Source organism: Bacteroides sp. 3_2_5 (assembly GCF_000159855.2).
Classification (GTDB): Bacteria; Bacteroidota; Bacteroidia; order Bacteroidales; family Bacteroidaceae; genus Bacteroides; species Bacteroides fragilis.
In genome coordinates, this window is sequence record NZ_JH636044.1 from 1,344,896 (window position 1) to 1,358,734 (window position 13,839).

At 35.4% G+C, this 13,839-nt stretch carries 14 protein-coding genes; 12 read left to right on the forward strand and 2 right to left on the reverse strand.

Features of this window, described 5'->3' with window-relative positions:
* Positions 1–11: 11 nt before the first annotated feature.
* Positions 12–1,523 carry a bifunctional ADP-dependent NAD(P)H-hydrate dehydratase/NAD(P)H-hydrate epimerase gene (locus tag BSHG_RS12545; protein WP_008658897.1) on the reverse strand — a complete coding sequence of 504 codons (1,512 nt, stop codon included), beginning with the start codon at positions 1,521–1,523 and terminating at the stop codon, positions 12–14.
* A gap of 43 nt (positions 1,524–1,566) precedes the next feature.
* Entirely contained in the window at positions 1,567–2,907 is a 1,341-nt protein-coding gene (locus BSHG_RS12540) for a DUF5690 family protein (protein ID WP_008658899.1), read from the reverse strand.
* A 305-nt stretch (positions 2,908–3,212) separates the two neighbouring features.
* Between BSHG_RS12540 and BSHG_RS12535 the strand changes: the two genes are divergently transcribed.
* The 12 genes from BSHG_RS12535 to BSHG_RS12480 all read left to right on the forward strand — a co-directional run bounded on the left by BSHG_RS12535 (position 3,213) and on the right by BSHG_RS12480 (position 13,833).
* Positions 3,213–3,848: a class I SAM-dependent methyltransferase gene (locus BSHG_RS12535; protein ID WP_008658900.1), complete on the forward strand. Its 636-nt coding sequence runs from the start codon at positions 3,213–3,215 to the stop codon at positions 3,846–3,848.
* 713 nt (positions 3,849–4,561) lie between these two features.
* Positions 4,562–5,080: a capsular polysaccharide transcription antiterminator UpcY gene (gene upcY, locus BSHG_RS12530; protein WP_008658901.1), complete on the forward strand. Its 519-nt coding sequence runs from the start codon at positions 4,562–4,564 to the stop codon at positions 5,078–5,080.
* A gap of 182 nt (positions 5,081–5,262) precedes the next feature.
* Positions 5,263–5,655, forward strand: a complete 393-nt coding sequence (locus tag BSHG_RS12525) for a UpxZ family transcription anti-terminator antagonist (RefSeq protein ID WP_005785489.1) — start codon at positions 5,263–5,265, stop codon at positions 5,653–5,655.
* Between the two features lie 2 nt (positions 5,656–5,657).
* A complete protein-coding gene (gene rfbA, locus BSHG_RS12520) occupies positions 5,658–6,545 on the forward strand; it encodes a glucose-1-phosphate thymidylyltransferase RfbA (protein ID WP_008658902.1) in 888 nt (295 codons plus the stop codon).
* 15 nt (positions 6,546–6,560) lie between these two features.
* Positions 6,561–7,109: a dTDP-4-dehydrorhamnose 3,5-epimerase gene (gene rfbC, locus BSHG_RS12515; protein WP_008658903.1), complete on the forward strand. Its 549-nt coding sequence runs from the start codon at positions 6,561–6,563 to the stop codon at positions 7,107–7,109.
* A gap of 18 nt (positions 7,110–7,127) precedes the next feature.
* Positions 7,128–7,649, forward strand: coding sequence for an acyltransferase (locus BSHG_RS12510; RefSeq protein WP_005813015.1), 522 nt, complete (start codon positions 7,128–7,130; stop codon positions 7,647–7,649).
* Positions 7,642–9,177: a lipopolysaccharide biosynthesis protein gene (locus BSHG_RS12505; RefSeq protein WP_005813013.1), complete on the forward strand. Its 1,536-nt coding sequence runs from the start codon at positions 7,642–7,644 to the stop codon at positions 9,175–9,177. Before BSHG_RS12510 ends, BSHG_RS12505 begins: the two co-directional genes overlap by 8 nt.
* A gap of 162 nt (positions 9,178–9,339) precedes the next feature.
* Positions 9,340–10,044, forward strand: a complete 705-nt coding sequence (locus BSHG_RS12500; protein WP_224223180.1) for an alpha-1,2-fucosyltransferase — start codon at positions 9,340–9,342, stop codon at positions 10,042–10,044.
* Positions 10,020–11,180 (forward strand): glycosyltransferase, encoded by a 1,161-nt coding sequence (locus BSHG_RS12495; RefSeq protein WP_005813008.1) that lies wholly within the window; start codon positions 10,020–10,022, stop codon positions 11,178–11,180. The genes BSHG_RS12500 and BSHG_RS12495 overlap by 25 nt, the downstream gene beginning before the upstream one ends.
* Positions 11,181–11,239: 59 nt before the next feature.
* Positions 11,240–11,854 (forward strand): acyltransferase, encoded by a 615-nt coding sequence (locus tag BSHG_RS12490; RefSeq protein ID WP_225550691.1) that lies wholly within the window; start codon positions 11,240–11,242, stop codon positions 11,852–11,854.
* Entirely contained in the window at positions 11,855–12,961 is a 1,107-nt protein-coding gene (locus BSHG_RS12485; RefSeq protein ID WP_008658911.1) for an EpsG family protein, read from the forward strand.
* Positions 12,958–13,833: a glycosyltransferase gene (locus BSHG_RS12480; RefSeq protein ID WP_008658912.1), complete on the forward strand. Its 876-nt coding sequence runs from the start codon at positions 12,958–12,960 to the stop codon at positions 13,831–13,833. The genes BSHG_RS12485 and BSHG_RS12480 overlap by 4 nt, the downstream gene beginning before the upstream one ends.
* Positions 13,834–13,839: the final 6 nt, after the last annotated feature.

The window sequence follows — 13,839 nt, forward strand, 5'->3', positions numbered from 1 at the left end:
GTTGTTAACTTTTATTCGCTTACCAGACGCCAAGCCAATGGCAGATTACTGATAATGTCTCCTGCCGTCATGCTGATAACGCCTTGCTTTTTGCGTGCGAAATCACCTGCCAGGCCATGTACATAAGTACCGATTTTGGCAGCTTCTTCAGCCGGATATCCCTGTGCGAGCAAAGCCAGCACGACACCTGTCAATACATCTCCGCTTCCGGCTGTTGCCATACCCGGATTACCCGTAGAGTTGAAATAGCACTTGCCCGAGGGGGTGATAATTGCCGAATAGGCCCCTTTTAATATGATATGTACTTTGGCGGTTCGGGCCAGTTCACAGGCCTTCATCAGTCGTTCGTATGAGTTCTGGCATTTGCCCACCATGCGTTCCAGTTCTTTGGGATGGGGAGTCAGAATAGAGCCTTTGGGCAATGTGGTCAGTGCGTGGCGGTGGTTGGCCAATATGTTTAGTGCATCGGCATCCAGTACCAGAGGTGTCTGGCAACCACTGAGTTGTTCAAGCAGTGCAGCTTCGGTCTCTTCCGAGCGTCCGATGCCCGGACCGATTCCTACAGCCTGATAGTCATCCGTATCTGTAGGGCAGGCAAAGTAGGTATCGCTGGCATCCGATTCGATAATTGCCTCCGGAACCGAAATCTGCAGGATATCATTGTTGCGTATAGGTGCATGGACTGTCAGTAAGCCTACACCCGAACGCATACAGGCGCGGGCTGCCAGTATCGACGCGCCTGCCATGCCGTACGAACCGGCAATCAGCAGAGCATGCCCAAAGTTTCCTTTGTGTGAGAAAGTGTTACGGGGTTTGATCAGAGCGTGTATTTCTTCCGCTTCCAATAAGGCATAATTGCTTTCCGTCTCCTCAATCGCTTCACGACTGAGGTTGATATCCAACAGTTTCCATTCGCCTACGAATTCGGAATTCTCGGCAAAGAGGAAAGCCAGTTTCGGCAATTGCAGGCTCAATGTCAATTGGGCACGGATGATATTGGCTTTTACATTAAATGTGTTCTCTTCCCCCATCAGTCCCGAGGGGATATCGATGGCGACTACGGTGGCAGGCGATGCATTGATATATTTCACTACTGCCGCAAAACCGCCACTTAGCGGCTTATTAAGTCCCGAACCAAAAAGTCCGTCCACTACCAGATGATCCATTGTCAGGGCAGGAGGTACAAACTGTGTGCTTACTTCGCTGAACTTCACATTATCCATCATCTCTACCAGCTCCTTGTTGGTCTGGCAGTCGGCAGACAGTTCCCCTTTCGGGTTAAACAGATAGGCTTCGACCTTGTATTCCTTTTCCGCCAACATTCGGACCACGGCAAGGGCATCTCCGCCATTGTTGCCCGGTCCGGCAAATACCGTGACGGGAGTTGTGATGTCCCAGCGTTCGGTGATGGCTTTGGTCAGTGCCTGTGCGGCCCGCTCCATCAGGTCGATCGATGCAATCGGTTCATGTTCTATGGTGTAAGCATCCAGTTTCTTGATGCTGCTACTTGGAAAAATCTTCATGGTGAACTTTCATTTTAAGTTTTTTGACCCACAAAGATAGCAATTAATATACGAAATCGGGAACTTCTTTTTCTTCTTCTTTTTTTCTGAATACCCCTGTCTTTCCGTAATTCTCCCTGCGGTAGCGTTGGTGCAGGTAGATGAAAGAGCATACAAAAGCAACGAAACAGATTATTCCCACATATCCTGCCATCAGATTGTAGAAAGCTGTCCAGTTAATGTCCGGTGAAAAGAATTCTTTGACAGCCAATACTATGACTGTTCCCGTATAGCCCAGAAAATCATTCATAGCAATGAAGAAACCCACGTTACCTCGAATTTTGAAGCAAGCGATAAAACGGTCGAAGAAGATAGTCTGGAAAGTGAGAAAAGCCAGATAGAGACACAGGCTCTGGATGAATAGCCAGGCGATGGCGTTCAGCTGCAATTGTTCGTAACCAAACGAAACGACTGCCATCACTACCATGCTGGCAATGATCAATCCCAGTAATATCGACAGTGCTTTCAAGTTGCTTCTGACGAATACCATTAATCCGAAAATTATCAGAATAATGAGGGTTACTACGCTGTCTACCTGTGCAAACATCCACGAAGAGTATTGAGAGACATCGATAATTTTTACCAGGAAGTCCTCCTTTATATCTCTCAAGATAGTCAGTACCACATTGGCTATAAAGAGCAGAGTGAGGAAAGGCATGAAATTCTTAAATAGCTCCCATCGTTGCTTGCCGTTCAGTGTTTCCCGTTTCGATTTCATGGCAATGTCTTCGGCTGTTGGCTGTGGAAGCCGGTTGAGTGCATATCCCAACAAGGCAAGTAGAGGAAGGGCAACTCCGCCTATCAGGGCAGGCATCCAGAATTCGCTGATGTTCAAAGTGTCCATGACATACAAACCGGCCGACTTGGCGGTACCCGAGCTGATGACCATACTGACTCCGAGTAAGCTGGCAAGAATGTCCGTCATTCGTCTTCCCTCGATAAAGCTAAAAATGATTCCCCACATACATCCCAGTGAAAGTCCGTTCAGAAACATGGCTACTATATTATAAGGTGCGGGCAACAGTCCGAACAATATTAACGAAGCTTCAGCCAGAATTATGGAGATCAGAATAAACTTCATCCGGTTTTCCCGTTTTAATTCGGAGATTAATTTAATTCCGATGAATTTAGAAAGTACATATCCTAATATTTGCGCGATGGTAACTACCACTTTGTAGTCCATTCCAAACGCTTCAAGTCCGTCAAATCCGGCTGCTGTATAAGGCTTTCTCAGTGCATATACCAATGAATAGGAGAGCAGCGCTGCTCCGCCTGCCCAAAGAATGAAAAGGAAATCAGAAATTTTTCTCTGCGAATAAGTTTTTACTTGCTGTACATTGTTCATAACATCTGCTTGTTGTTTTCCGGTGCAAAAATAGGAGGGTAGTGTTACAGACCTGTTACTGAATATATGAATGTTTATTATTAATAGATATTGATAATGAATCTGTTATGTTGTAATGTTTATGTAATATTTATGAAACGGAAACGAAAAGAGCATCGCACCTCCGGGCATCTGTTCGTCATAATTTTAACGGGAAGCAGATGCATACCTGCAAATATCTTTTAGGAAACAAATTCCCTATTTCTGGGTATTGCCTGTTTGGGCAGAAACTGTACTTTTGCCTGAAATATTAAATCAGCAGACAAATGAATAAGAGAGGCTTTGTAAGCAGGATCTTACAGAATTTCCGGAAGCCTGAAGGTTTTTTCGGAAGAATGATACTTTGGGGGATGAATACAGGACATGCATCATTGGCGCAATGGGGAATGTCATGTTTGCAATGGCAACCGGAATGGAGTGTACTCGATATCGGTTGCGGTGGTGGTGCCAATTTGCTACAGATATTGCAACGTTGCCCGCAAGGGAAAGCGTATGGCATAGATATTTCATCGGAGAGTGTCACCTTTGCGCGTAAAAAAAATAAAAAGTATCTCGGTACACGCTGCTTTATCGAGCAGGGAGGAGTCCACCGACTTCCCTATCCTGATTATGCGTTCGATGCGGTCACTGCTTTCGAGACTGTCTACTTCTGGGGTAACCTGCAGCATGCTTTTACGGAAGTGGCGCGTGTGTTAAAGCCCGGTGGATCTTTTCTTATCTGTTGTGAGATAAGCGATCCTGCCAATAAGGCTTGGACGGGACTTGTTGAAGGGATGGAGATTCATTCCTGTGATGAACTGAAGGCGATTCTTTCCAAAAGTGGTTTTACCGATACGGCCATATTCCGGACGAAGAAAGAAGAACTGTGCCTGGTAAGCCATCGGCAAACTGTGCGGTTGTAACCAATGCCGGGACGCTCTTACCAACGAATACGTTAACAATGTTAATGCCCGTAAAAGTGCTTTCCCTCCTTATCAATAGCTTATTAACTTCGTATCTCTAAAGAATTAATATCTTGCAATTACGAAGTTAATATTAACGTACTGTTAATGTTAACTTCCTACAGTTCTCTTATTAAGATATTATTGTTTGATAATCAATTGCTTATATTCTGGATGCATTCTGTCGTAAAATTCTTTTCTTACGTTCAAGATGTGCGTAGTTGTCTGTTTATCAAGTTACCGTTAAGACTCTCCATAGCCTGCCTCTCCACTTATTTCCACATTCTTTTATCAGCCACATTAGTATTATGTATATTGCTGCTTTCCTTATTTGCAAAGAGATAAATTATATCTTTGATATTCAGTCATATAACTTCCTATGATGAAAATAACCTGTGAAAAGTTTTGGAGACTCAAAAGAAGGTTTTACCTTTGCACCCGTAAATATATAGGCGGACAAATATACTTTTCTTTATGTCCGATATATGTTTAAAATAAAATAATTCAACGTATCGGATAGTATTCAAATCCGGTGCGAATACTTTTTCTGTACCCGATTATCATAAAACTTAATTTGTAAATTGCTGAAAATAAGGCATGTTTTTTGAATATTCCTGTTTTTAACAAATTTTCATCCTTAGTCATTACTGAAACTTTTTCTTACGAACGTAGTCTTGGAGACAACAGATAGCGATAAACATTGGTATGTCGTACTGACACGAACTAACTCAGAACGTAAAGTTCGGGATTATTTTCAATTGCAGGAGGTAGATACCTTTCTTCCTGTACAAAACCGTGTCATAGAGCGTGAAGGAAAACGCATTGAGCGTGAGCGCCTTTTGTTGCCCCGTATGGTTTTCGTTCATATCTCCCGTCAGGAAATGGCTGCCGTCCGAAGTACACTGAATGTATACGATTTCCTTCGTGATCGTTCCACCGGGGCTCCTACCTGTATCCCTGATGCGCAAATGGCTGATTTTCGCTATATGCTCGATTACTCCCAGGATCAGGTGATCCTGACAGGAGAGTCCATTCCCAAAGGTACTCGTGTAGTAGTTGCCAAGGGCGATTTACAAGGCTTGCGAGGAGAATTGGTCCGCTATAATAATAAATATCATATTTTAGTACGTATCGATATGTTCGGTAGCGCTATGGTTACAATTCCGGCTAGCTACGTCCGGAAAGAGAAATAAAAAGTATATATGTAAAGAAAATACCATTATATGTAATGGCGATAACAATATATGTAACGGGTGATAACAATATATGTAATGCCCCGTTACGTCGTTAGATACAATTCTATTGGATATTATTACTCTTCTATACAAATAAAAACCGAAAAGAATCGACGAATCATAATTCATTCCTTTTTAAAATGAAAAATTCTCTGTGTAATTCTGTGTCCTCCGTAGTGAAGAAACTCTTGGAGTATGGCGAGGACGGTACTCCTGTCTATGTGAATGAACTTACTGCGTTAAATCAAGAACTCCGTAACTTGTGTGCCGATCTTCTTCTTCAGAAAGGAGAATCTCCCGAAGAAGAGGCTGAAATACTTGTTACTTTGTTCAAAGGTTACGATACCATGCTGTTTAATTTCTCCTCTGAGAATGAACAGGTTATTCAAGAATTATTGGATCGTTCAATGACTGTTTTAGAAAAACTACCAGCTTCTGTATTGAAATGTCAGTTGCTGCTGGAGTGCTTTGAGCAGACGGGAGATGAGGAGCTGATAAGAGAAGCTAAGAAAAACATAGAGAGAGTTATCTGACAATGAAAGGTATTGTTTTAGCAGGTGGGTCGGGGACACGGTTATATCCTATAACTAAAGGAGTGAGTAAGCAGTTGCTTCCTATCTTTGATAAACCTATGATTTATTATCCTATTTCTGTACTAATGTTGGCAGGTATACGGGAAATTCTCATTATTTCTACTCCAGATGACTTGCCGGGATTTCAACGTTTATTGGGTGACGGATCTGATTTTGGGGTGAGGTTTGAGTATGCAGAGCAACCTTCACCTGATGGTTTGGCACAAGCTTTTATCATAGGAGAAAAATTTATAGGGGATGATTCTGTCTGTTTGGTTTTAGGTGATAATATTTTTTATGGCCAAGGATTTACGCGAATGTTAAATGAGGCTGTTCGTATTGCAGAATCAGAAAGTAAAGCAACCGTTTTTGGGTATTGGGTAAGTGATCCCGAACGCTACGGTGTAGCGGAGTTTGATGAGAACGGGAATGTTTTCAGCATAGAGGAAAAACCTCAGAAGCCAAAATCTAATTATGCCGTTGTAGGATTATATTTTTATCCTAATAAGGTGGTTGAAGTCGCTAAGAGTATTAGACCCTCTTCTCGTGGTGAGTTAGAAATAACGACTGTCAATCAGAACTTTTTATCAGATAAGGAGTTGAGGGTTCAATTATTAGGTCGGGGATTTGCTTGGCTTGATACAGGTACACATGATTCTTTATCCGAAGCAAGTACTTTTATTGAAGTTATTGAGAAGCGTCAAGGCTTAAAAGTTGCGTGTTTAGAGGGGATTGCTTTAAGAAAAGGCTGGATTTCTCCGGAAAAGATGAAAGCATTGGCACAGCCAATGCTTAAGAATCAATATGGACAATATCTGTTGAAGGTTATAGATGAATTGTATGTAAAATAAAACTACTTTCTTCCAATGAATATAATAAAAACAGCTATTGAAGGACTTGTGATCCTTGAGCCACAACTCTTCAAAGATGATCGTGGGTATTTCTTTGAATCTTTCAATCAGAGAGAATTCGAAGAAAAAGTCTGTAAAACTACTTTTGTACAGGATAATGAATCTAAGTCAAGCTATGGCGTTATTCGTGGTTTACATTTTCAGAAACCCCCTTTTGCCCAGAGCAAGTTAGTGCGGGTGATTAAGGGAGCTGTTCTTGATGTAGCTGTTGATATTCGTAAGGGTTCACCTACATTTGGAAAACATGTATCTGTAGAGCTTACAGAAGATAACCACCGTCAGTTCTTTATCCCACGTGGCTTTGCGCATGGTTTTAGTGTGCTGAGCGAAGAAGTAATTTTTCAGTATAAGTGTGATAACTTTTATCATCCGGAAGCAGAAGGAGCTATTGCTTGGAATGATCCGGATTTAGGAATCGAATGGAGAGTTCCTTGTAAAAGTATAATTCTTTCTAAGAAGGATAGGGTACATCCGTTATTGAAATACATTATATTGTTTAAATAATATTTTTGGAGTATATCTATGAAAAAGTTAGTTTATGATGTACGAAAAGATATAATTCCATGGAATTCTCGTATTACTAGAATTTTATTTTTTTTGAATAAAATACCGTATTTGAGACTTTTTTCGAAACCTTTGTTGAGGAAACAGTTTAATTTATCAAATACAGTTCAATTTAATTCGGGATTTTTTTGTCATGCTCCGAAATTGAAGTGTGGAAATTATGTAGGATTATCTGATACTTTTATTTTGGCTTATGCAGACGTCGTTATTGGTAACAACGTATCTTTCTCTTTTAGGAATATGTTAATTACGTCAACACATGATGTTAATGATTTTAATAAAATAATAGCTTCCTCAATTGTTATAGGCAATAATGTTTGGATAACATCAAATGTAATAATACTGGCTGGTGTTAAAATAGGAGATAATACAATAATAGGAGCAGGGAGTGTTGTTACACATGATATTCCCGCAAATGTATTTGCGGCAGGTAATCCATGTCGTGTAATAAAAAGTATAAGATTTAATAAGAATGAATAATTCTAGAACTGCTAAAGGATTAAAAAATGCACAAGTAGCTTTATTGTTCTATTTTATAAATCTTATCTTGAGTTTTCTTTCTCGTAAGGCATTTATAGAACATTTGGGAGCAGAGGTACTTGGTTTAAATACAACATTAACTAATATACTTGTCTATTTAAATTTAGCAGAACTTGGCATTGGCTATGCAATAAGTTATGCTTTATATAAGCCTTTGTATGAGGGAGATAAACAAGCTGTTAACGAAATTATTTCTATTCAGGGGTGGCTGTATAAAAGAATTGCGATAATTGTGATTATAATGTCTGGAGTCATATTATTGTTTTTTCCTTTATTTTTTGCTAAGATAGAAATTCCTATATGGTATGTATATGCGACATTTTTAGTTTTATTATCTAGTTCTATTTTTAGTTATTTTTTTAATTACAAGCAGTTTGTACTTACTGCTGATCAAAAAGAATATAAGTTGATCACTAATGTGCAGGGATTTAAGGTGGTAAAAACTATTTTACAGATTGTTGTAATAGTATATTTTTGTAATGGATATGTTTGGTGGCTGCTACTTGAATTGTTAATGGGTGTTATTACGGTATTCGTATTGAATTCTATTGTAAGAAAAGAATATCCTTGGCTTCAAACTTCACCTAAGATAGGAAAAGATGTTAAAGATAAGTATCCCTATATAATAAAAAAAACGAAACAACTTTTTTTTCATAAAATAGCAAATGTTGTTTTGAATCAAACAAGTCCTATTATTATTTATTCATATACTAATTTGACAATGGTAGCAGTATATGGAAATTATATGCTCATAATATCTGGAATTTCTTTATTGATAAATTCAGTTTTCAGTAGTATTGGTGCTGGTATTGGTAATTTAGTTGCAGAAGGAAATCAAGCAAAGATTATACAAGTTTTTAATGAGTTGCTTTCTTCAAGAATTTGGATTGTTTCAATTTTGTGTTTTGGTGTTTATCAAATGTCTAGACCGTTTATTGTACTTTGGGTAGGTGATCGTTTCGTGTTAGATGATTTTTATTTATTGTTGATGCTTTTAATTGCCTTTATTTCTTTGACTCGTTTAGTTGATCTATTTATTGCAGCTTATGGACTCTATCAAGATGTATGGGCTGCTATATTGGAAGCCTTCTTGAATTTAGGACTTTCAATTTTATTTGGTTATTACTGGGGACTTTCTGGGATTCTAGGGGGAGTAATAGTTAGTTTGGTAATAATTGCTTTATTATGGAAACCATTTTTTTTATTTAAATATGGGTTTAATAAAAATTGCTTGAATTTTTATTTTGTTTACATGAAATGCGTTGCTTTTGCTTTGATAACATTTTATTTTTCTATCAGAGTTATTGATTATATTGGGATTGGTATGTGTACTGATTATAGCAGTTGGATACTAATTTCAATGTTGAATATTTTTGTTTATACTATAATTAGTTTCCCTATTTTCTTCTTTTTTTCTGATGGTACTAATAGATTTATTAAGCGAGTTATAAATATAGTCTTTAATTGATATATGTTATATGTAATTTTACGTGGACGATTAGGTAATAATCTTTTTCAGATAGCAACTGCCGCTTCGTTGACTCAGAATTTTATATTTTGTACAGTAAATAAGGACCAAGAGAGACAGGTCCTTTTGTATAAGGATTCTTTTTTTAAAAATATAAAAGTTATGAAGGGGGTTCCTGATGGCATACCATATTACAAAGAACCATTCCATGAATTTAGCAGAATTCCTTATGAAGAAGGAAAGGATCTCATTATTGATGGATATTTCCAATCAGAAAAGTACTTTAAAAGAAGTGTCGTATTAGATCTTTATAGAATAACTGATGAGCTAAGGAAGAAAATATGGAATATTTGTGGAAATATTTTAGAAAAGGGAGAAACTGTGAGTATTCATGTTAGAAGAGGTGATTACTTGAAGCTGCCACATGCATTACCATTTTGTGGAAAGTCATACTATAAGAATGCTATTCAATATATTGGTGAGGATAAAATATTCATTATTTGTAGTGATGATATCGATTGGTGTAAAAAAAACTTTATAGGAAAAAGATATTACTTCATAGAGAACACTACTCCTTTACTAGATTTATATATCCAATCCTTGTGCACTCACAATATTATAAGTAATAGCTCTTTTAGTTGGTGGGGAGCATGGCTTAATGAAAATAGTAATAAAATTGTTATTGCACCTCAAATGTGGTTTGGCATTTCTGTGAAGTTGGGTGTTAGTGATTTATTGCCTGTCAGTTGGGTTCGACTTCCTAATAATTATACTTTAGGAAGATATTGTTTTGCTCTATATAAAGTAGTTGAGGACTATTTATTAAATATTCTGCGATTAATATGGAAAAGAAAGAAGAATATGTGAAAAAGAAAATGACTCTTATTGTGAATCATCCATGGAATGATGTTTTTGAGGGTAAAGATGTTTTTTTAGTTCCATGTTACATTGGTAAAATTTATCATTATGATGTTAAGATTGTTTTTCCTTCGAATTATTTGTATGAAGCAAAAACAATAAGAGATGTTGAACTTGTTCCTGTATCATATATTAAAAAACTTCGTCCTTTTTCTTTTGTGTTTGGTTTTAAACTAATGAGATATTTGTTTTGTAACGCTAGAAAAATAGATTTATTTATGCGCTTTCATGTTACAATTACAACTGCTATTATGATTATTATTTATAAAATGCTAAATAGAAATGGAATAGCATATATAAAACTAGATAGTAATGGGGTTATGAATTTTGAATATAAAAATAATTTAAAAAGTCTATTCAGGAAATTATTGTATAGGAGGATGTTTGAATTGGTGGATTTTGTATCATATGAAACAAAAATGGGACTCGAAAATATTACCCAGCAAACAATAGGAATTGATATCAGTTCAAAGCTATTCTATATGCCTAATGGCTTTGATGAAGATATGATAAAACACTTGGATATTAATGTGAAAGAATACTCTGATAAAGAGAATGTAATGATTACGGTTGGGCGTTTAGGAACAAATCAAAAAAACACAGAATTATTTTTAAAGGCTGTGGAAAACATCGACTTGAAAGATTGGGTAATTTATTTGATTGGAGATATTGATCCTCAGAATATTACTTTTTTAGAGTTTGTTTCAAACTTCTTTTCTAATCATCCTGAGAAAAAAAAGTCTGTAATTTTTACAGGAGCAATAAGTGATAAAAGGCATTTATGGGAATATTACAATAAATCTAAAGTGTTTGTATTGACTTCTCGGTGTGAAAGCTATGGTTTAGTATTGAATGAAGCAAAACGATTTCGAAACTTTATAGTTTCTACTAATGTAGGAGCTTTTGAAGACTTAGTTGAGTCTGGCAAATATGGATGTGAGATTCCTCAAGATAATACGGACTATTTGGCTTGTATTTTAGAAAAAATAATTCTCGGTCAGTTAGATATAGATGTATATAATGATTTTTCTCCTGAATCTCTCTCCTATTATTACCAAGTAAAAAGAATGAAATTAAATAATTAGTTGTTATTATCATTGGAATGATTTATTATCTATTTAGGCCTTGTTTATATGTTTGTAAAATGTTTTTAAATTATTTCGTTTATTTTACTTCTAAAATTTGTACAGAGAATCGTTATAACTATTTTAAAAGAATAAAGCCTTTTCTTTTTTCTCGAATAGTTCGTACATGGTTTGGACATGTAGGTGATAAAATATCTATTGTCCCTCCTTTTTATATACGAGGGGGAAAGTATATTCAATTAGGTACTAATTTTAGGGCATTAAGCGGGCTTCGTTTGGAAGCAATTGATTTTTATAATAATAGTTCTTATCATCCAAGTATAGTAATTGGGGATAATGTTGTTTTTAATAATAGTTGTCATATTGGAGCTACTAATAGAATTATTATTGGTAACGATGTAGTGGTGGCAAGTCGAGTTTTCATAACAGATCATTTTCATGGTAATACAACGTACAATGATTTACAAATTCCAGTAAGAAACAGACTACTATATTCTAAAGGTCCTGTTGTTATAGGTAATAATGTATGGATTGGAGAAGGAGCTTCAATTTTGCCAAATGTTACAATTGGAGATAATTCGATAGTGGCTGCACATGCTGTTGTTACAAAAAATATTCCTGCCAATTCAATTGCAGTTGGGTGTCCTGCAAGAATTATTCGAACCATAAACTAAGTGAATTTATTTGTCCTACTTTTTGTTTTTGTATTTGGTATTATTGGATCTTATTCCTCTAAATTTTCTGAGAAGAATCTGTTTTGGCTTTTTGTAATAGTTTTGGCTATTATAATAGGAGGTCGTAGTATATCTGTACCTGATACGGACCAATATTTAGAATTTTATCAGCTAACACTTTCCTCTTCTATCTTAGATATTCCTTTATACTCTTATGAAATAGGATTTCAATTATTGACTAAGATATTAAAGCTGATAACGAATGGTTCTTCTTTCTTTTATTTTGGAATAATTGTTCTTATAAATTCATATTTTCTTTTTAAATCTTTCAGCTGTTTTACAGATCAGTCTTACCCCTCAAAAAAATCTTCTGGTACTCTAATTAATCAAATTAATTTACAAGAGTTCCTTCTGTTATACTTTTCATATTGGGGATTGTATTATACAGGTATCGTTTTAAGGGCAGGAATTGCTATGTCTATTCTAATTTATCTATCAACTTTATTGTGTTCCCCTTATATCTCTTTAAAAAAATGGTCAGCGATATTTTTATTAGCAATTATATCTTGTTCTTTCCATATTACTGCCCTTTTAGGAATTATTGCTCTTATTATTTTTTATATATCAAAGAAAATGACAATGAGATCGTATTTGTTACTTTTCTTGTTGATCTGTATAATTTTATTTGGAAAGGTAAGCTTTTGGATTGTAGATATGTTAGATAGGAATATGCCCATGATATTTTCATTGATAGAGGATACTGATTTTGCTAAATTGCAAGCATACAGTAATATTGATGCTTCTATTAAAATTTCATTTCGTTTTTTATTTTGTTTGCTTATAGGCTTGTTTTTTATAATATGTAAAAGGATGCCGCTATATTATTATAAATATTTGAACGTTTATATTGTTGGTTTATTTTTGGGGGCACTTTTTAGTGCTATTGAAGCGTTCTCTAGAATAATGGACTTTTTTGTTATATATTCTTTTATCCTTATTTCAATGCGTTTGTCTACTATAAATAGTTTTAAAATACGCTTTAGTATAATGTTTTCTATTGTATTAATACAATTATTGTTTGTCTATAGAATTATTATTGGTTTATGAATAATCATATTAAGAGGAAAGCTGTATCAGTTGTTATAGTTACTTTTAATTCGGAAAATTTAATAATGGATTGTCTGGATTCAATTTTTAAGTATAATGATATTTCTGATGATTTGGAAGTAGTGCTAGTTGATAATTGTAGTAAAAATTATTTGTCTATGTTTGGCTCTATTGAAGAAAAGTATGGCAATAAAGTTGTTCTTATAAATAATAAAGTTAATGGTGGTTATGGGCAAGGCAATAATTTAGGGGTAGAGGTTGCAAAAGCACCAATAATTCTAATAATGAATCCTGATGTTAGATTGGTTAAGCCTATTTTTAAAAGAATTTTGTCTTTATTTGAAAGGAGGAATATTGCAATAGCTGGTATGCAACAATATGAATCATTGTTGAAAAGAAGCCAATCATTTTTAATGTTGAGAGAGGATTTGTGTAGCTTATTTTTATATGCGGTATACACTAAGATAAATAAGTTTAATGAAAAATATTTTTGTATATCTGGTGCTTGTTTTGCTGTTAGAAAATCTGTTTTTACTAAAGTAGGAATGTTTGATGAACAAATGTTTCTTTATGGTGAGGAGCGAATGTTACATTATAAAATTTTACGTTTAGGAAATTATCATATTGTATATGATAGTACAATTGGATATTTACATCCTAAGGAGAATCGGGAATTTTCTTCTAAAAATTTCTTGCTTGGTTATCATTCATTTATATATACATGTGATAAATTAGGATTAGACCTGCATAGATCTCGTAATAAGATGTTAAACATGTATAGATTCCTTGAATTTTATTCATGGGCTAGAGGGGATAAGTTAAAGGTTAAGTATTATAAAGAAATAATTAAGTTGATAAAAAATAATATATAGAAATTG

What these genes read in the sequence shown, in the direction of transcription:
- BSHG_RS12545 (WP_008658897.1), bottom strand. Translation starts at nt 1,523, where the DNA reads ATGAAGATTTTTCCAAGTAGCAGCATCAAGAAACTGGATGCTTACACC.
- BSHG_RS12540 (WP_008658899.1), bottom strand. Translation starts at nt 2,907, where the DNA reads ATGAACAATGTACAGCAAGTAAAAACTTATTCGCAGAGAAAAATTTCT.
- BSHG_RS12535 (WP_008658900.1), top strand. Translation starts at nt 3,213, where the DNA reads ATGAATAAGAGAGGCTTTGTAAGCAGGATCTTACAGAATTTCCGGAAG.
- BSHG_RS12525 (WP_005785489.1), top strand. Translation starts at nt 5,263, where the DNA reads ATGAAAAATTCTCTGTGTAATTCTGTGTCCTCCGTAGTGAAGAAACTC.
- rfbA (WP_008658902.1), top strand. Translation starts at nt 5,658, where the DNA reads ATGAAAGGTATTGTTTTAGCAGGTGGGTCGGGGACACGGTTATATCCT.
- rfbC (WP_008658903.1), top strand. Translation starts at nt 6,561, where the DNA reads ATGAATATAATAAAAACAGCTATTGAAGGACTTGTGATCCTTGAGCCA.
- BSHG_RS12510 (WP_005813015.1), top strand. Translation starts at nt 7,128, where the DNA reads ATGAAAAAGTTAGTTTATGATGTACGAAAAGATATAATTCCATGGAAT.
- BSHG_RS12505 (WP_005813013.1), top strand. Translation starts at nt 7,642, where the DNA reads ATGAATAATTCTAGAACTGCTAAAGGATTAAAAAATGCACAAGTAGCT.
- BSHG_RS12500 (WP_224223180.1), top strand. Translation starts at nt 9,340, where the DNA reads ATGAAGGGGGTTCCTGATGGCATACCATATTACAAAGAACCATTCCAT.
- BSHG_RS12495 (WP_005813008.1), top strand. Translation starts at nt 10,020, where the DNA reads ATGGAAAAGAAAGAAGAATATGTGAAAAAGAAAATGACTCTTATTGTG.
- BSHG_RS12490 (WP_225550691.1), top strand. Translation starts at nt 11,240, where the DNA reads ATGTTTTTAAATTATTTCGTTTATTTTACTTCTAAAATTTGTACAGAG.
- BSHG_RS12480 (WP_008658912.1), top strand. Translation starts at nt 12,958, where the DNA reads ATGAATAATCATATTAAGAGGAAAGCTGTATCAGTTGTTATAGTTACT.